Consider the following 19275-nt stretch of genomic DNA (forward strand, 5'->3'; position numbering starts at 1 on the left):
TTGTTATTTTTGCTGCTTTGCATTAGCTTGACAACACTTTATAAGGGGTTGTTTAGCTAAATTCTCTAAATCTACTGACTTAAGCAAATTCATCCACTCCACCGCTAAAGTTGGATCTTCAGGTTTGGCAAGACGCAATTCAGCCAGAGTAGTCAAGGCATCGTACCAAATACCATTCTTAGCATAGAGGTTTACCCGTTGCTGAGGAGTTGCTTGTTTCGGGCTATCTACTAATTTAGGATTTAGATTAGCCCGTTGCACCCATCCTTCCACATACTCCCGTTCTGGAGGTTGTTGTGGATTGCAAATGATTTTCATCTTAAAAAACCAGTGATACATCTTGTCTATTTGCAATGGGGGAGTAGTTGAGTTTAAGCGAATGCTAATAATTCCTGGTACTTCTGGTATTGTTACTGTTGTTCGGTAAAGAGTTTGACTTAGTTTACTTGACTCATCTTTAAGAACAAACTCAATGGAATTAATTGCAGATTTTTGATAAGGGACAAAAAACCAAAAACTTGGATATTCCTCAGTCGTTAAGCCCCAAACTTTAGTAACAGAAACTGCTTCTGTTTGTCTTTGATTGAGTGTCTCTTTGTATACAGGTACAAGTGCAATGGCAGACTGATTACTAACACCACAACCACGACTTGCAGCTCCGCCGCGATCGCCTGTTGCACCCCTGTCTGGAGGAGGTGGAGGAGGCGAAAATGTAATTGGAATGGCAGCAACTGGTGTTATCCAAATCATTGGATAATAGCCGATAATTCCCAACAAAGCCATCCTGAATATAGAGATTAATTGTATTTTTTGCCAATAGCTTTTCATAGAGAATCAGAAGTTCAATAATTTTTGATTTTTGATTATGCAAAACTTATATACGAATACTTATCAAAATTTATCTGTGAGTTTCATATTTTAGATTGGCTTTGTTATTAATTTTAAATTTTATGTTTAAGTAAGTTATAGCTATTAAACTATTACCTCCTAAAGCTAACATAGCAGGAATGAGGGGAACCCAACAACTATATGCAATTAAAAATGCAAAACAGCTAGCATATAAACTCGTAATAGCTATCCCTCCTGCCAAGCTTATGTAAGTGAATCGGTGCAGATAAGCAGTAAGCAAACCCCCTAAAAAAGACCAGCCCCAAATCCAAATTACTTCACCCCAAAGTGGCCAAGTCCACAATAGAGGTCGTCCGTCCAAAGCAGCACTGAGCAGTTGACTGACCATCTGGGCTTGTAAAAATACTCCTGGTATTGCCTGTAATTTCCCTTGAGGAGTGGTGTAGGGAGTTAACCAGTAATCATGAAAAGTTTCTGCTGTTGTGCCAATAATGACTATTTTGCCTTTGACTGTATTGGCATTTAGCTTACCCGTTAGCACTTCTCCCAAGGTAATATGTGGTGCGTTGGCGAAGCCTGCCGAAGGTATCGCTTCTGGGGAACCAGAGGAACGATAATTTAATAAAATTTGGTTTCCAAAAGCGTCAATCCCTTGATAACCTCCGGTATGAGATTCTATTGGTTTAAATCTCAGCTTCCCTAATTGCCACGCGCCATCAGGGTGAAATTGCAACTGAATTCCCTTGGCGTCCAGGTAACGGTATGCAAGTTGAACACTCAGGGCATACTGGGTAGTACAAGGAGATGAGGGTGAGGGCATTAACGATAGCAGATGGCGACGCACGACATTATCTGAATCTACGGCAATATCGCTAAAACCTAGACCCACTGAAGAAACTTCTGGTGGTGGTTTCACACCTGGTTTTCCTGCTTGGGAATCGTCGAGTTGACACACTGCCACAAAGCGATCGCTTTTTCGCATTCGTTCTGCCAATGCTGGATAATCCTTACCCACTGGATAATCTCGGTATATATCCAAACCAATAACTTGTGGTTGATATGTTTCTAATTTTTCTAACAGTTGAGCAAGTGACTTGTCTGACAAGGAACCCTGAGGTTTTTCCTGTTTTTGCGCCTGCACATCTTTTTCAGTCACAGTGACAATCAGTAGGCGTGAGTCTGGTTTCTCAGGAGGACGCAAGCGTAACAGTTGGTCAAATGCACTTAGCTCTAATGGTTGCAGCACACCCGAATACCGTACCCCCATTAATATTCCAGTCATTGCCATGCTGATCAGTAGGAGAAATGAGAAGCCAAGCCGATTTGTGATTCTTTTAACAGGGGTGGTTTTAGATAAAGATGTCGGAATATTACGTGCATTTCTAAACAATTCCCCCCAATTCAATGGCATCTCTGCAGGATTTTGACAGATGACAGGCAACCATGTCGCGCAGGGAAATTGATTTTCTAGCCCCTGTAACCTTTCTCGTGCCTCCCTCACAGCTAAATACAACGAGTTTCCCCGCGCGAAGGCTTCCAAAAAATACTTTAAAAACTGCTGCGCCACCCGATCAGGTACAGGCTCTCGCATCACGATGATTTCGGGAATATGCAAATCTGCAAACTCCCGTGCCAATCCCAAGCCATCACAGGAATTGAAAATCGCCAGTTGTAGACCTCGTTCTACTGCCTTTCTCAGAGCATACTTTAACTGGCTAATTGTTAGACTTTCAGTTTGATTGACGTAGATTTTTCCTATTTCATTCGTTTCTTGAGTAAAACTGTGTCCGGCAAAAAATAGAATCTGCCAATGCTGCTCCCATAGCTGGTCAGTAAGGTCTTGGCATTGTGGTTCAACTAAAAAAGTGATGTCTGCATTGGGTAACAAATTAAGCAGCGCCTGGTCTGCTTTGGTATCAATTCCTTGGCTGTTACCCAAAATCGCTAAGATTTTTACTTTGTCGGATGTGGTTGTTATTCGGTTGACTTGTTCGTAGGCGGGAGCGCTCAAAGCTATTTCTGCTTGGGGATAGCGTTCCAGCAAATCCCAAAGATGCCAGGGAAGTTTCTGTAATCGGAAGTCTTTGGTTTGTAAAAGCACACGGATATTGTCCGCAACCATGAGTTTTTCCAACCATTTCTCGCGGATAGGACGAAAGGAATCGGAAGCAAGCCAAGTATTAAAACGTACTTTAAATTCCTCAGTCACCCGTTGGCAGTCTTCTAGGGTAGAGACTTGGTTATGTTCCTTAGGTAAACCAATAGGACGAGATGGCAACCTTAAATTACGATAAATAGATTGCCAACGGTGATAATCGCGGGGAATTTCTGGGTTGGGGGGAAGTGCACCCGTGATTTCCACGATAGGGCGGGCATTTTCATCACCAATCTGTAGGGTCACGGGAAATCCTTGTTCAAAGTTTCCCTCCCCTAACTTTAAGATGACTAACTTACCCACAGGTATGGTTATTGTTCTTACCCGAATAATATTTTTCTTGTTCATCATCATCTGCGGGTCAGTCTGTGACTTGTTCATAGCTATCTACTATTAATTCATATTCTGTGAGTACTTCTTTTACTATTTGACAGATACAGGAGAGTTAGACGAAGTAACTCTAGCCAATTTAAAAGTTATTAACTCTGACTTAATGCTTCGTATAGAAAAACAACTAGAGTCATTGTTACAAATTAAGTGTATTGCAGTGGTTGTTGAACCAATAGTCAAGAGTATTCCTCCTATGCACTGAGAATATTTACTACCTGATAATCAAGCGATCGCCCCTGAACATATAGCAGTCCTATTTGATTCCTGAAAAATATAGACAAGCACGATCTCACATTTTCGCGTTGCTCCCTTGCTTTTGTTGCTGCTGTTTGCTTCGGGGTGGACGGTATGCCTCCGTCCTCTAACCAATCAAAAAATCATAGTATCCCTTGACAAAATTATATTACATATACTACAAATAGATGTTAATACAAAAGCTTTCTTAAAAGGCAAAATCAAAAGTTTTGATCACAAAAGAAAACTGCTCTGTCAATTTGTGCGAAAAGACAATTAATTATTTCCTTACCTAAACCTTTGTACAAGTGAATAAATGCTGCTGACAATCACAACAACACATTCCCCAGCAACGGAGTTAGGCTACCTGTTGCATAAACACCCAGACCGTTGTCAGTCCTTTGACCTAAGTTTTGGAAAGGCACACATCTTTTACCCAGAAGCTAGTGTAGAGCGATGTACTCTGGCGTTGTTGTTGGATGTTGATCCTATGAAGTTGGTGCGAGGACGCGGTGCAAGGCTAGAACAATATGTAAGCGATCGCCCTTATGTTGCTTCTTCATTTTTAAGTGTAGCGATCGCTCAGGTGTTTAGTACAGCTTTAGGAGGTCGTTGCAAAGACTTACCAGAATTGGCGCAAACCCCTATTCCTTTGGTAACAAAACTATCGGTCTTACCTTGTCGCGGTGGTGAAGAGTTTCTGCGGCAATTGTTCGAGCCGTTGGGCTATAGTGTCAGTGCTGAAGGTCATAGTTTAGATGAGAAATTCCCTGATTGGGGGCAGAGCCAATACTTTACCGTCGAACTTCAGCAAACCTTGCCGCTTAGTGATTTGTTAAGTCATCTCTACGTTCTAATTCCGGTGTTGGATGACGATAAGCATTACTGGGTAGGCGATGAAGAAATCGAAAAATTATTACGTCACGGTGAAGGCTGGTTAACTACCCATCCAGCGCGAGAGCAAATTACCAAGCGTTACCTGAAACGACAGCAACGCTTAACTCGTCTAGCATTAGCTCAACTAATAGAGTCAGACAATTTCGATCTTGATAGTGCTGAAGAAAGCCATGCTAAACAAGAGGCGGCGGTAGAAAAGCCGATTAGCCTGAATCAGCAGCGCTTGGATGCTGTGATTACGGCGCTAAAACAAAGCAATGCAAAGCGGGTGATTGATTTAGGGTGCGGGCAAGGCAATCTGTTGAAAATACTCCTTAAAGACGGGTTTTTTGAACAGATTACAGGTGTCGATGTTTCCTACAGAGCGCTAGAAGTTGCCCAAGAACGATTGGATCGTCTGCGCCTGACGCGTAACCAGTGGGAACGCGTACAACTGATCCAAGGCGCACTCACTTACCAAGATAAACGCTTTAGTGGCTATGATGCTGCTACGGTGATTGAGGTAATTGAACATCTTGATTTGCCGCGACTGGGAGCATTTGAGCGAGTTTTGTTCGAGTTTGCCCAACCCAAAACGGTGCTGGTGACAACGCCGAATATTGAATACAACATCAAATTTGAGAATCTCCCGGCGGGGAAACTGCGACATCAAGACCACCGCTTTGAATGGACGCGATCGCAGTTTCAAAACTGGGCAAACCAAGTAGCAGAAAGCTTTGGCTACACTGTGGAATTTCAACCTATAGGGACGGAAGATCCAGAAGTCGGTTCACCCACACAGATGGGGGTATTTAGAAGATGAGTTGGCATGACCCTCGGTCTACCCCAGAACTGATAGAACTGGCTTTAAAGTCAGAAAATGACAATGTAGTTGGAATTTTGCACTTTCGTGGCAATCACGAAGTTTTTGCAGCTGCGTCAAAGTTGTGCAAGAGTCAAAACATACAGGAAAGACAATTAGGTGCTGATATATTAGGTCAGCTTGGGATACCCCATCGGACTTTTCTTAATGAGTCTTTAACGATTTTACTAAGATTGCTTGAATGTGAGCAAAATAGTGATGTCCTTAACTCAATTGGAATTGCACTAGGACATCTGCACGATGCCAGAGCGATCGCCCCATTAATTCGACTCAAAAGCCACCCCAGCCCATCTGTGCGTTATGGAGTTGTCTTTGGTCTTCTGGGATATGAAGATGAATTAGCAATCAGCACTCTGATTGAATTGTCTTCAGACCAGGATGAAGACGTGCGAAATTGGGCAACTTTTGGATTAGGTTCGCAAATTGAAACTGATACAACAGCTATTCGCGAAGCACTTTATCAGCGTTTTATTAATGAGAATACAGATGAAAATTATGAAATTTATGGAGAAGCATTAGTTGGTTTAGCCAAAAGAAAAGACTCACGAATATTAACTCGATTGATAGAAGAATTATTGTCTGATTATGTTGGTGTACTTGCCGTTGAAGCAGCAGAAGAATTTGCCGACTCAAGACTTTATCCAGCTTTGATGCAATTACAACAGCGGTGGAGTGAAAATAAAGACTTGCTAGAAAGCGCTATAAATAATTGCCAGGAGCAAACTTAATGAAGCTGACTATTCCCGAACTATCCCTAATTGTCCTCATCGGTGCTTCTGGTTCCGGGAAATCGACCTTTGCGCGTAAGCACTTTCAACCTTTTGAGGTGCTGTCTTCCGACTTTTGTCGCGGGTTGGTGTCCAATGAAGAAAATAGCCAGTCTGCTACCAAAGATGCCTTTGAGGTGCTGCGTTTCATTGCTGAGAAGCGGCTAGCAGCAGGTAAACTAACAGTAATTGATGCTACTAACGTGCAGATGGAAGACCGCAAACCCTTACTGCAAATGGCACGGCAGTATCACAGTTTTGCGATCGCCATCGTCCTCGACCTCCCAGAAGAATTATGCCACGAACGTAATCAACTCTGTAGCGATCGCCAGTTTGGTCTCCATGTAGTGCGTCGTCATACTCAAATGTTACGGCGTTCTCTGCGAGGTTTAGAAAAGGAAGGCTTTCGCTATGTCTACACTCTCAACTCTTTAGAAGCAATTGCATCCGTCGAAATTGAGCGCCAGCCTTTGTGGAATAACCTGAAGCACGAACACGGCCCCTTTGATATCATTGGCGATATTCATGGCTGTTGCAATGAACTTGAAGCATTACTTCAACAGCTAGGCTACCAAATCTCCTCATTTCCCTTTGTCTCCCCTGCTCCATCTTGGGACTACCCAACCTACCACCATCCCCAAGGACGTAGGGCTGTCTTTCTTGGTGATTTAGTGGACAGAGGGCCGCGTATTCTGGATACAGTCAAGCTAGTACAAAACATGGTTGCCGCAGGTACGGCTTTTTGCATTCCTGGTAATCATGAAAATAAACTATTGCGAAAGCTACGCGGTAAAAATGTCCGGGTTAATCATGGGTTAGAGCAAACCCTGGCTGAGATTGAGGCTTTACCCGATCAGGTGCGCGAACCTTTTACCAAAGAACTACAAAAGTTTCTGGATTCCTTGATAAGTCACTACCTCTTAGATGATGGGCGGTTAGTGGTGGCTCACGCGGGGATGAAACAGGAAATGCAAGGACGCGGGTCTGGTGCTGTGCGCGAGTTTGCTCTTTATGGCGAAAGTACTGGTGAGATTGATGAATTTGGCTTACCCGTCCGCTACAACTGGGCGGGAGAGTATCGCGGTGAAGCAATGGTGGTTTACGGACATACCCCTGTGCCAGAAGCCGAATGGCTGAATAACACTATTGATATAGATACAGGCTGCGTCTTTGGCGGCAAACTTACTGCCCTCCGCTATCCAGAAAAAGAACTGGTGAGCATTCCTGCTGCCCGTGTATATTGTGAACCTGTGAAACCTTTGGTACAGAACACAGCAACACGCACATCCCAACAGGAATTGGATGATGTATTGTACATTGAGGACGTTGTAGGTAAGCGGATTATCAACACCCGACTGAAATCTAATATTACCATTCGGGAAGAAAATGCGATCGCGGCTTTAGAAGTGATGAGCCGTTTTGCCACCAATCCCAAATGGCTGATTTATTTACCCCCTACTATGTCTCCGGTAGAAACATCTCTATTGCCAGGATTTTTAGAACATCCAGCCGAAGCCTTTACCTATTACAAAAATCCAGGGATTACACAAGTAATATGTGAGGAAAAACACATGGGTTCGCGGGCGGTTGTGATTATTTGTCGAGATTTAGCAGCTGCCGAGAAACGATTTGGTGTAATAAATGAGGGAATCGGCATCTGCTATACGCGCACGGGACGGAGATTTTTCGATGATTCAGCATTAGAGACAGAACTTTTGGCGCGGGTGAATCTTGCCCTCTCCCAAAGCGGTTTTTGGTCAGAATTTCAAACCGACTGGGTGTGTCTAGACTGTGAATTAATGCCGTGGTCAGCCAAAGCACAGGGGCTACTACGAGAACAGTATGCACCCGTTGGAGTGGCATCACGCCTTGCCCTTAATGATGCTGTTAGCTGTTTACAACAAGCAAGCGATCGCGGTGTAGATATTAGCACCCAACTGAGTCATTACCAACAGCGTGCAGAGATGGCACATCAGTACGTCAGTGCCTACCGCCAATACTGTTGGTCTGTCACTGATATTTCTGGATTAAGGTTAGCTCCTTTCCACATCTTAGCAACAGAAGGAGCCGTCCATATCGATAAAGACCATCGCTGGCACATGGAGCAAATTGCTAGAATCTGCCAAAAAGACCCTGTTTTGCTCCTAGCTACTGCCTATAAAGTGATAGATTTGACTGACCCCAGCAGTCAGGCAGAGGGGGTTTATTGGTGGGAAAATTTCACCAAAATGGGGGGTGAAGGTATGGTTGTCAAGCCTATGGACTTTATCGTTCGAGGTATTCGCGGCATTGTCCAACCCGCAGTCAAATGTCGCGGACAAGAATACCTGCGGATTATCTATGGCCCTGAATATTCAACCCCAAAGAATCTGCAACGTCTGCGCCAACGTGGGTTATCTCACAAACGTTCTCTGGCTATGCGCGAGTTTGCTTTGGGTGTTGAAGCATTGGAGCGATTTGTCGCCCATACCCCTCTGCGCCGTGTGCATGAATGTGTTTTCGGTATTTTGGCATTGGAAAGCGAACCCGTCGATCCACGACTTTAAATTATAAAGTTGTGTAATTAATTCTATTTGACTACTTACCACCTGATTCTCATAGTTTTGACCGCTTAGGGTGATGGCATCGGGTGTGAACGGTAGAAGCAGCAACATGATGAGTTTAGTTGCTGCCTAATCCCTGATCTCAGCAGCAAGCTAGTTAAGACTGGGGATTTTGCCGAAGCCCCAACAAGTTTCCATCAAGATCCTTAAAGACAGATAATTGTACTCCGTGACCGACATCGGTAATTGGTCCAACTTCTACTCCTTTTTCAATCAAGCTTTGACGAGCAGCAACTATATTGTCTACAACAAAGGTACTAACAGTACTACCTGTTTCAACTGAGTTACTTAAGTTCAGTCCAATTGCAAAACGTGGAATATCAGGGAAACTAAACTGTCTCCAGTTAGGCGTGTCATATTTGTTTTCAGGAACTAATCCGAGTTTAGATTTATACCACTCGACACTAGCTTCCAGATTACTAACGTCTACTTTAGTCACAAAACTGTATTCACCAAAGGTGTTTTTCAATGTCATAATCTACTGTGCTAATCCAAAACTTTTGCAATATAGATATTATCAACCTTTTTGACAATTATAAATACTGTAACACAATCGGTATACAGTAGTTATCTGATTGGCTTATTTGTATCAAACAAAGTATTTCATGAACGAGCTTCGCTTTTTCTACCTCCAAAAAATTTTTGGACAATCCCTGCACCGTTACCGTATCCATTCCACAACACCTGCAAGAGACAGCGATCGCAGTTTACTGCCTCGGTTCACTTGGACACGGAGGCCCAACACCATTGAATCTGACTATTGCTGGTGCAGTTCTAACTGCTTTGTTATCTTCAATTACCACAGGTGTACTGATTTTAAGCGATCGCCTATGTGATGTGCCTGTTCATAAGATGTTCTACATTTAAATTACATATACTGGGCGCTGATGTTGCCCATTCCACAAGAGTTATATTTAATTCGGTTATGCAAATTAGATATTTTTTAGCTTAATAGAGTCTCCTGGTATTCTTCTATGATTAAAGTGAAATGTTGATTTAAGGGGTCTGAAGTAATTGAACAATGGCGCAACGAATAGAGGGATTGAGAAGAGGAACTGTATAAGCTATTGCGAAAAATGCTGCGCCACTTTAGCTAACCTGCTTTCCGTTTCTGATAGATATTGAACCGTTGTTTCGCGCTTAAAGCGAATCTACTCCAAATTCCTGCGGACGATGGCGAACCACCGTATACGCTTTCATTGGCTGCAATTCTGGCTGTCTTAAAAACCAGTATTCTGAAGCATCAGAGCCGTAATTAAACCCTACAATTACCACATACTCTTCCTTGGGCTTATAGGTGTCAATCACATTAAACAACTCAGCATACTTGATCGACTGTTGTTTCGCTGCTTGCGAGAGGGTCATCATCTTCCAAGGTTCACTTCCTTGCGCCACATAATGCACCTTACTTCCGATCGCCGATGGACTTTCTGTGATTGAAAAATCGTTGCCACCAGAATGCTGGATATTCACAACTTTGTGGAGGTACAGGTAGCCACGACCAGAGCGCTGATAGAACTTCCACGCCTGGGCGCTAAACAGGACTTCACATTCATCTATGATGTTTCTTGCGATTTCGACTCTCAGTTCGCTCTCAGGTGTCATATCAGTTCACCCATGCAGTGGTCAGGCTTCTTGCCCTCATTTATTATGATAATAAAAGACAAGGAGTAGGGAGTTGCGATCGCTATGTGTTGTTGGCGATCGCGGGTTGACCTAAGTCTTTTGTCAGAGTATCTTTACCAAGTGCAAGACTAAATAGCCAATATTATTGGTAATATCATCACAATATGATTTACACATCTCTATCCTGAAGGGCGATGGCTAACTTGAGAGAAAGTCTTGGTATATGATAACTCCACAGTTAAACTCAAAAGCCATCTGTCAGCATCAGCCGCTTTGCGGCTACGCACTTTCAGACCAATTATTCTTACAATAAGAACTTTGTAAGTTTTTACAACACAACCTCTTGCACAGCCTTTTTTGCGATCGCTCCCTTCAGGTAATGCGATATTTCAAAGGCGGTTGCTTTGTTGAGAGTATCACTTAAAATAACTGATAGCTGTGTATTAGACCTGTTTTATGGAACCTCGCAGTATTAAAGAAGAAGCCCGACGCTTAATTGATAGGCTGCCTGAAAACTCAACTTGGGATGATTTAATGTATGAAATTTATGTCAAACAGGCAATTGAAGCTGGACTGGCGGACAGTCAAGCAGATCGAGTTATATCTGTTGAACAAGTTCGTAAACATTTCAGGTTGCCAGAGTGAGAGTTTTTTGGACTGATACAGCCGTACAGCATCTCTCGGCAATCTATACTTACGTCGCTCAAAACTCTCCTCAATACGGTCAACGGTTGGTTGACCGTCTGACTAGACATTCTCAACAAATTGCTGATTTTCCATTGTCGGGTCGAGTTGTGCCAGAGTTTGAAACGAAACAGATTCGTGAAATAATTGAAGGTTCATATCGCATCATCTACTACATAAAACCTGAACAGATTGATATACTGGCGGTCTTGCATGGTTCACAACAAATTGAATCAGAAGAATTATCAGAGTAGTTTGCAATAGACAAAAGCGATCGCTCCCTTCAGGTAATGCGATCGCGTAAAGCCTGCGGCATAGCTACGCTTAGGGTACAGTCTCTCGTAGAAAAGTGATTTACAAAGAGTAGCGTTTAAAATGTAACAGAGATAGAACCAACCACAGAAAAAGGAGCGCCTGCAAAAGCGTCACGAGATTCACTTGAGCCTGTGTAATACGTTATGTCGAACAAATTCTGGAAGTTTATCTGTGCTTTCCAGTTGTTTCGGCGATAGAAGATAGAGGCATCAGTGCGGAAGTAACTGGGAATCTCAAACGAATTATCTAAATCTCCTGCTTTATCACCTACATAATAGAACCCTAAACCAAATCCTAAATCCTTGAAATTTCCTTGTTGAATTTGATAAGTGTTCCACAAACTTGCAGAGTGACGAGGCGTGTTAGTAAATCGATTGCCAACAGGAATTATATTGTCTTTACTCACGAAGACATCGGTATAAGCATAGGCAGCAATAATGTTCCATCCCGGCAGAATTTCACCTGATAGATCAAACTCGACACCCCTACTTTTCACCTCTCCCGATAAAACAGAAAAATCTAAATTTGCTGGATTGGGATCAGCCGTTGGTACATTCGTCTTCGTAATCTCAAAAGCAGCTAGGGATGCAGCAAACTTGCCAAAATCAAGTTTGACACCTGTTTCATACTGGGTGGCTTTTTGCGGTGAAGGAGCAGAATTGTCTACCAGGATAACACCAGTGTTTGGATCGAATCCCTGTACAAACGAAGCATAAAGGGACACAAATTCTGTCGGTTGGTAAATAAGTCCGACTCTTGGACTGAAAGCAGAAGAGGTTTGACTTGTATTGACTGGAGTTAATTGATTAGAGGTTTCTTGTTGATAATTGTCATAACGTCCGCCAAGTACTAGCTTCAAGTTGTCTGTAAATGCAATTTGATCTTGAAGATAGACACCGTAATTTGTGTTAGTTTCATCGCGGTTGAAGGTTGTAAACGGAAACGTGTCAAATAAAAATCGCTCTGTGGAGTAAATCGGGTTGAAAATATTGATGGATGGATAGCTCCCTTCTGCACCCCGGAAGATCCTGCGATTTCTAGTTTCTCTACCAAACTCAAACCCTAGCAACAGCTTATGATCGATTGAACCAGTTTTAAAATTTCCAACAATATCTAGATTGTTCGCTAAGTTGTGAAACGAATCATCCGTAGTTAAAATTATCCGTGTAAGCTCTCCTGTAGTTTCATCGAAGGTATCATCATTTGGCAATGCACGCCGCACGCTGTTCGATCTATAAAAAAATGTGTTACGAAGCGACCAGTTTTGACTGAATCGGTGTTCGAGCGTTGTACTGAAAGTGTATCGTCGATTGTCATACTTATTAAAAGGATCGCCAAAACCGCCCGACTCTACCAGAGCGCGAGATATGGGAATAGGAGCGATGTTTCGTCCGATGACAGGAATGGAGTCGATGCTAGTCGTACTGGAATCGGTGAACTCGAAATCAACTACTAAGTTTGTGTTGCGAGAAATCTTCCACTCGATGGTGGGTGTAAAAAAATAGCGCTCTGAGTTGGCGAATTCTACAAAACTATCTGCTCTGTCATAAGAGCTGATAAATCGATACAAAAGCGTTTTCTCAGGATTCAAGGGTCCAGAAATATCGAAGGATGGATGATAATAATTGAAACTCCCAGCTTGAAAGCTGAGATTGTAGTATGGCTCGCTCAAAGGCTTTTTGGTAACGAGATTGATAATCCCACCAGGGTTCCCTTGACCGAAAAGCACAGAAGCAGGTCCTTTTAAAACCTCGATTCGTTCCAGGTTATCTAAATTGAAATTGTCAAAGAAATTGAGAACTGGACTGCCATTTCTAAAAAAGGTGTTACGGCCGGAAAAGCCACGCAAGTAAGTATTAGTGTTATTCCCAGTGAAATTGACTGCATTGACACCACTCGTGTTTTGCAGCACATCCGTTAGATTGGTGACAGCGCGATCCTCAATCAGTTGGCGTGGAATGATTTGAATAGATGCAGGAATATCACGGATTAGTGTGTCAGTTCTTGTGGCAGTTGAAGCATCAGGCACGCGATAGCCATCTTGCTCACCTGTCACCACCAATTCAATCGGCTCATCGCCAGAAGTTGATGGAAGACTTGGCTGTGTCTGACTCTCAGACTGACCAGCTTGGGGTGTTTGTGGTTGTTGCTGTGGCTGCATAGAAGGTGCTGCACTTGCAACAGACAATATTATACCCTCATCTGGACTATCATACAACTCCACAACTGGCACACTTGCCTCACCTTGAACTATCACTCGGATAGTGTTGGCATCAAAATTTGTTACCGTTATCTGTGTAATACCCGCTATTGGTTTTTCTGAACGAAATGTGAATGTATCGCCACTAGGCAGCTGTAGTTGAGCATTGGGAACATCTACAATGAAGCTATTACCAGCACTGCGATTTACCAGTTGTAATTGTTCACCTTTAGATGTCTGTAAAATCACCTCCACACCTTTATCGGTGGGATTTGCCTTCACTCCAGTAACTTGCACAACAACTGAAGTTGGCGACTGCACTAACATTTCGGCGCTAGTGAGCGGAAGTTTGATATCGCGAATACTAGGGATATTAGCTAAGGCAGATTTCTGCTGTTGCGTTTGTGCTAAACCAGCTTGAATACCCAACACGAACAGGGTGCTTATCATCAACACCACTTGTTACAATTTATTTGTCATCACTCCACACACCTAACATCCAAGAAATTGAGAAAAATTTCCGCAATCAACAATCTTTCTCAAAAATCTTACCAGGAATAGATTTTTTGTGAATGAGTCTGTCTTCTTCGAGAGCGACTTTTTCTTCTTGCAGCGCGACTTTTTTGGCAAATGCTCAATAGCGTTTCAAATAATCTCCAGGATTGATGCCGAATTTTTTGCGAAATGCAGCATGAAAGGAAGTTGGACTGGCATAGCCAACAATTCGTGCAACTTGTTTAACACTTAATTGCCCCGCAATCAAAAGCGATCGCGCCTTTTCCATACGATAATCATGCAAATAGCCAAACACTGTTGTGCCAAAAAGCTGACGAAAGCCCTCTTGAAGTTTGCGTTCATTTAATCCGGCTTGTATTGCTAACTCTGTTAAAGAGGGTGGATTGTCAAAATTTCCTAATAAAAGATTTCTCGCCAAGTGTATGCAATTAAGATCATCTAGTTTCAATGCAGTAGAATTGTGCTTGCCCTGTTTTACTTGCAACTCCTCTTCAACCGTTAGCATCATTAATTCCAGCGCCTTGCTCTCTAGATACATCCGCTTAGTCATTCCGTAATACGGACAGCGCACTATTTGCTGTACAATTTCTTGCATTGCTGGTGCGATCGCTCCACTACGGATATATCTTTCTTGCGTTGGTTTTCTGACTAGATGTTTTAGCTGTGGGGAAACTTCTCCTTCGACATTGCCTGTAAAGGAACAAAATAGCTCTGGTGACATCCAAATGTGTACTCGCATATACCGTTCCTTTGCTGAACCTGCACTAACTGCACTCGGACATGCACCATTTCCCGACAACCAGTATTGTCCCCCGTTCCAGGTAAAATGATTCTTTGTATGCACATCCCAAGCTTCACCACCTCCTGAAACACAGAAGTCATAAACTATACCGCCTTCACGTTCTGGGACTTTAACAATTAAGCGGTCATGGAGTTGATAATTGTTGATTATTAACCGCAATCCCTCGCGCAATTAAATATCCCGGCTATATCCTTCGCCAAACTGAGATGGGTACTGCCAAAGAATATCAAATTCATCTGAAGGATCGTAGCGTTGTTTGGTTTGTTCAACTTCAAAATAGACATCCCAAAAGAGATTCCGTGAAATGGTGATGGTCATCTTTAAGCTTCAGCGATTGCAATACTTGCAATATCTCATAAAGTCAGTGTGAAGCAATGTCTATTGACAAGCTGAGGAAGCGTGTGTGCTTTTGTCAATTGTAATTCGTAATTAAGAAAGCTAGACTATATCAGGGTTTGGTGGTTTGAATGTGTTGCCTCATTTTAGATGATGCGATCGCGTAAAGCCTACAGCATAGCTACGCTTAGGGCGCAGCCTAAAATAAAGAAGTGACTCCCAAAGAGTATAGCCTAAAACTCGGATAGCTGTGTATGTTAAAACTCCCATGAAATCGTTCCTTGCACCGTAAATGGTTCACCGGGATAAACACGCAATCTAGATTGGGCACTCTCAAAATAGTCAATATTAAACAGATTCCTAAAATTAAGGGCAGCGCGGAAGTTGTTTCGCTTGTAAAATATGGCAGCATCGGTGCGGAAGTAACTCGGCACCTCAAAAGTATTGGCTAAATCACCTTGGCGATCGCCCACCAAGAAGAAACCTACACCACCTCCAAAGCCTTGCAACGAACCTTGTTGAATTTCGTAGGTTGTCCACAGGTTGAAGCTGTGCTTAGGGACATTGTTTAAGAAGTTGCCTTCCAGATTAGGATCGTTGTCTTTGGTAATTTCCGCATCAGTGTAGGCATAGCCTCCGATGATGTTCCATCCAGGTAAAATTTGACCTGCGATGTTCAGTTCAATTCCCCGGCTACGTTGTTCACCTGTTTGGATGGAAAAGCCTGGTGGTACACCCGGTCTAGTGTCAGTCGTCAAAACATTCGAGCGGGTTAGGTTGTAAAAAGCCAGGGTTGCTGACAGTTGATTACTCAAATCAGCTTTGACACCTACTTCATACTGAGTGCCGCGCTCTGGTTGGAATGAACCGCCACCAAAGGAAGTTCCAATGCTGGGAGTAAACGAACGATTGTAGCTGGCATAAAGGGAAATTGGGGGAATGGGTTGATAGACAATTCCCACGCGGGGACTAAATGCATTATCAGATTGACTGGTTTTTGTATCGGCTAAAAAATCTTCGTCTGTCTGCTTGAAGGTATCAAACCGCACGCCCAATAGCAGCTTGAGATTCTCTGCTAGCGCCACTTGATCTTGAACATAAACACCCAATGTATCTGCTAAAGTGGAGGTATCGCCACTGAAGATAGCTGGCCCAACTGGCTGAGTAGGGTACACAGGATTAAACAGGTCAAGCTGTGCAGAAGATCCCACAGAATAGCGGAACCGAAAAAAGTCATATCTATCTAGATCGAGTCCGAACACTAACTGATGTTTCAGCGAACCAGTTGAGAACTTACCGTTAATGTACGTTGTCAGATCGTAGGTGTTGATATATATTTGCGAACCGCTTAAAGTTGAGCCAAGATTTAGGGTTCGATTATCGTCTGCAAGACTTGTAACATAAAAACTGTCGCCTCTTCCATCGTCACGATAGGACGACACTCGAAAAGCATTGCGTAACGACCAGTTATCACTAAATTTGTGTGACAGTGTGTATCCAACTCTACTCACTGTTTGATCGAGCCTCTCGGATGAAGTACTAATATTGCGGTTACGCGGGATCTGACCATTTGGGTTGGGTAGGACTGTACCAATGGCTGGCAAACCCGTCGGCGAGCCGTCATATTCCGTGTCTATGTACTCTCCTTCCAGAGTTAGATTTGTTCGAGGACTAATTGCCCAACCCAGAACAGGTGCAATAAGTAGATGTTTGTAGTCGGTAAAATCAACAAAACTGCGGGAATCCCGGTAAGATGTATTTAACCGATACAACACTGTTTTGGAGTCGTTCAAAGGTCCAGACAGATCCACCGCACCTCGGTAGAAGTCATAATTCCCAATCGTTGCCTCAACAGAGTAAAACGGATCGCGCAGTGGTTGTTTTGTAATCAGATTGATTGTGCCACCGGGATTGCCTTGACCAAACAAAACCGAACCAGGACCTTTTAAGACCTCGATTCTTTCAATATTGGAGAGTTCGAGCGATCGCAGTCCTTCAGGATCTCTCAGACCATTCCTGAGAACATTACCCGCATCACCAGTGGTGGAAAAGCCGCGAATGGTAAACTCATTATCTATTCGGTAAGAAGCATCTGCTGAAGTCACTCCGCTAACGTTTCTCAGGGCATCGTCTAAGCGGGTAACTTGTTGATCTCGCAGTACCTGTTGGGGAACCACCTGAATCGATTGGGGAATGTCGCGTAGTGGGGTATCAGTTTTCGTAGCAGTCGAAGCATCTGGTATATTGTATCCGTCTTGTTCCCCTGTCACCACCAACTCAATCGGTTCATCACCAGTTGATGGTTTTGGCTGTGTCTGATTTTGAGGCTGACTAGCTTGGGGTGTTTGGAGTGGCTGTTGTCCAGAAGTCGCCGTTGCTTTAGTTGCTACTGCAAAAATCAGACCTGCATCATCATCATATAACTCAACTGTGGGCAAAGCCTTTTCGCCTACCACTGTCACTTGCACAGTATTTGTATCAATATTTATTACTGTTATTTGAGTAATTCCCGCAAGCGGTTTATCAGAACGAAATCTAAAAGCCTCACCCGATGGTAAACGCAATTGCCCACCAGATACATCGACAATAAAATTGCTGCCCGCACTGCGATTTGTAACTTGCAGTTGAGTACCAGCAGGTGTCTCTAAAATCACCTCTACACCTTTATCGGTGGGATTCGCTTTCACCCCCGTTATTGGCACAATTTCATTCCCTTGTTTTCCCCCTTGCGAAGGCGGGTTTTGTGCAGCTTGAGACTGCACTAACATTTTGGCACTAGTGAGCGGAAGTTTAACTTCACGGATGCTAGGGATATTAACGATATTTTTCTCAACTGTTAGTGCCCAAACAGACCTAACGCTTAATGTTAGCAGCGTACTTACCATTAATACCACTTGTTGCCACTGATTTTTCATCACACCCCACCAAAACTAATAAGCCTTCTCAAGAAGATTACTGGATAGACTAGTGTGAGTGAAAGAAATTTTGTGCTTTAGACGGACTTTTTCTGCTGCATTTGATATTCTTTGGGGCTAAGACCAAACTTTCTCTTAAAGGCGGCTGTAAAGTAACTGCGACTGGCAAAGCCGATGCTGTCTGCCACTTCAATTACTTTTATCTCTCCAGTATTGAGGAGTTGGCGTGCTTTCTCCAAGCGATAGTCGTGTAGGTAGCCAAAGGCAGTTGTACCAAATACTCGGCGAAATCCTTGCTTGAGACTGCGATCGTTTAATCCTACTTGCTTTGCTAACTCAATCAAAGATGGTGGATTGTCAAGATTTTCTAGTAAAATATTTTTTGCATGGTGAATGCGATCAATATCATTCGGCTTCAATGCAGTGGGATTGTGCCTACTCTCTTTTGCTTCCAACTCCTCTTCTACCAGCAACGTCATTAATTCCAGCGCCTTGCTTTCGAGATACATCCGCTTGGTCAAACCTTGGTAAGGACAGCACAGAATTTGCTGCACAAGTCCTTGCATTACTGGTGTAATTGTTCCCAGACGCTGATACAGTTCTTGAGTGGGTTGCCGAAGCAGATGCTGTAAAGACGAGGAAACCTCTTTTTGGGCATTGCCTGCAAATGAGCGAAATAGTTCCTGTGTCATCCAAACAGATATAGCAAGATGAGGTTGCGCTGTTGAACTTATTCCAATTTGGCTTGGTATTGTGCCACCGCTGGAAAAAAGGTACTGTCCTGCTCCGCCTGCTAAATATTTTCCCGTATGAACGTCCCTGCCTTCGCCGCTTCCTGAAACCCACAAGTCGTATGCGACAAAATCACCTCCACGTTCTGGAACTTTGATTATTAAGCGATCGCGCAGTTGATAATTACTAATTAATAATCCTAATCCCTCTCGCAGTTGAATATTTCGGCAATATCCTTTGCCAAATTGGGATGGATATTGCCAAAGAATATCAAATTCATCTGAAGGGTCGTAGCCTTGCTTGGTTGGTTCATCTTCAAAAAAGATTTCCCAGAAGCTATTGCGCGAAATGCTGATGGTCATTTTGGGATTGAGTCAATAGATTATAATACT

At 43.2% G+C, this 19275-nt stretch carries 15 protein-coding genes; 6 read left to right on the forward strand and 9 right to left on the reverse strand.

Annotated features, from left to right (window positions below; all coding sequences use genetic code 11):
- Positions 1-3: 3 nt before the first annotated feature.
- Both V7L29_RS00665 and V7L29_RS00670 read right to left on the reverse strand, forming a co-directional pair.
- Complete coding sequence (locus V7L29_RS00665) at positions 4-783, reverse strand: DUF928 domain-containing protein (RefSeq protein WP_334734197.1); 780 nt, start codon at positions 781-783, stop codon at positions 4-6.
- Between the two features lie 115 nt (positions 784-898).
- Positions 899-3307, reverse strand: coding sequence for a CHASE2 domain-containing protein (locus tag V7L29_RS00670; RefSeq protein WP_334734223.1), 2409 nt, complete (start codon positions 3305-3307; stop codon positions 899-901).
- 637 nt (positions 3308-3944) lie between these two features.
- Between V7L29_RS00670 and V7L29_RS00675 the strand changes: the two genes are divergently transcribed.
- The 3 genes from V7L29_RS00675 to V7L29_RS00685 are packed head-to-tail and all read left to right on the forward strand — an operon-like array spanning position 3945 to position 8700.
- Complete coding sequence (locus V7L29_RS00675; protein ID WP_334734198.1) at positions 3945-5327, forward strand: 3' terminal RNA ribose 2'-O-methyltransferase Hen1; 1383 nt, start codon at positions 3945-3947, stop codon at positions 5325-5327.
- Positions 5324-6115 (forward strand): HEAT repeat domain-containing protein, encoded by a 792-nt coding sequence (locus tag V7L29_RS00680; RefSeq protein ID WP_334688735.1) that lies wholly within the window; start codon positions 5324-5326, stop codon positions 6113-6115. The genes V7L29_RS00675 and V7L29_RS00680 overlap by 4 nt, the downstream gene beginning before the upstream one ends.
- A complete protein-coding gene (locus V7L29_RS00685; RefSeq protein WP_334734199.1) occupies positions 6115-8700 on the forward strand; it encodes a polynucleotide kinase-phosphatase in 2586 nt (861 codons plus the stop codon). Before V7L29_RS00680 ends, V7L29_RS00685 begins: the two co-directional genes overlap by 1 nt.
- 154 nt (positions 8701-8854) lie before the next feature.
- Here V7L29_RS00685 and V7L29_RS00690 read toward each other — a convergent pair whose 3' ends face one another.
- Positions 8855-9232, reverse strand: a complete 378-nt coding sequence (locus V7L29_RS00690; protein ID WP_334688737.1) for a VOC family protein — start codon at positions 9230-9232, stop codon at positions 8855-8857.
- Positions 9233-9399: 167 nt separating this feature from the next.
- On the opposite strand from V7L29_RS00690, the gene V7L29_RS35345 reads away from it, so the two are divergent.
- Entirely contained in the window at positions 9400-9624 is a 225-nt protein-coding gene (locus V7L29_RS35345) for a hypothetical protein (protein ID WP_442944103.1), read from the forward strand.
- Between the two features lie 273 nt (positions 9625-9897).
- On the opposite strand, the gene V7L29_RS00700 is transcribed toward V7L29_RS35345, so the two are convergent.
- Positions 9898-10362, reverse strand: a complete 465-nt coding sequence (locus V7L29_RS00700) for a hypothetical protein (protein ID WP_334734200.1) — start codon at positions 10360-10362, stop codon at positions 9898-9900.
- Between the two features lie 477 nt (positions 10363-10839).
- On the opposite strand from V7L29_RS00700, the gene V7L29_RS00705 reads away from it, so the two are divergent.
- Both V7L29_RS00705 and V7L29_RS00710 read left to right on the forward strand, forming a co-directional pair.
- A complete protein-coding gene (locus tag V7L29_RS00705) occupies positions 10840-11028 on the forward strand; it encodes a hypothetical protein (RefSeq protein ID WP_334688739.1) in 189 nt (62 codons plus the stop codon).
- Positions 11025-11321 carry a type II toxin-antitoxin system RelE/ParE family toxin gene (locus V7L29_RS00710; RefSeq protein WP_334734201.1) on the forward strand — a complete coding sequence of 99 codons (297 nt, stop codon included), beginning with the start codon at positions 11025-11027 and terminating at the stop codon, positions 11319-11321. Before V7L29_RS00705 ends, V7L29_RS00710 begins: the two co-directional genes overlap by 4 nt.
- A 116-nt stretch (positions 11322-11437) precedes the next feature.
- Here V7L29_RS00710 and V7L29_RS00715 read toward each other — a convergent pair whose 3' ends face one another.
- The 5 genes from V7L29_RS00715 to V7L29_RS00735 all read right to left on the reverse strand — a co-directional run bounded on the left by V7L29_RS00715 (position 11438) and on the right by V7L29_RS00735 (position 19245).
- Positions 11438-14032: a TonB-dependent siderophore receptor gene (locus V7L29_RS00715; protein WP_334734224.1), complete on the reverse strand. Its 2595-nt coding sequence runs from the start codon at positions 14030-14032 to the stop codon at positions 11438-11440.
- Positions 14033-14216: 184 nt separating this feature from the next.
- Positions 14217-15059, reverse strand: a complete 843-nt coding sequence (locus tag V7L29_RS00720; RefSeq protein ID WP_334734202.1) for a helix-turn-helix transcriptional regulator — start codon at positions 15057-15059, stop codon at positions 14217-14219.
- 12 nt (positions 15060-15071) lie between these two features.
- Complete coding sequence (locus tag V7L29_RS00725; protein ID WP_334734203.1) at positions 15072-15218, reverse strand: hypothetical protein; 147 nt, start codon at positions 15216-15218, stop codon at positions 15072-15074.
- 275 nt (positions 15219-15493) lie between these two features.
- Positions 15494-18151: a TonB-dependent receptor gene (locus V7L29_RS00730; RefSeq protein ID WP_334734204.1), complete on the reverse strand. Its 2658-nt coding sequence runs from the start codon at positions 18149-18151 to the stop codon at positions 15494-15496.
- A 77-nt stretch (positions 18152-18228) separates the two neighbouring features.
- Positions 18229-19245 carry an AraC family transcriptional regulator gene (locus V7L29_RS00735; RefSeq protein WP_334734205.1) on the reverse strand — a complete coding sequence of 339 codons (1017 nt, stop codon included), beginning with the start codon at positions 19243-19245 and terminating at the stop codon, positions 18229-18231.
- Positions 19246-19275: the final 30 nt, after the last annotated feature.

It is taken from the genome of Nostoc sp. (assembly GCF_036916575.1).
Lineage (GTDB): Bacteria > Cyanobacteriota > Cyanobacteriia > Cyanobacteriales > Nostocaceae > Nostoc.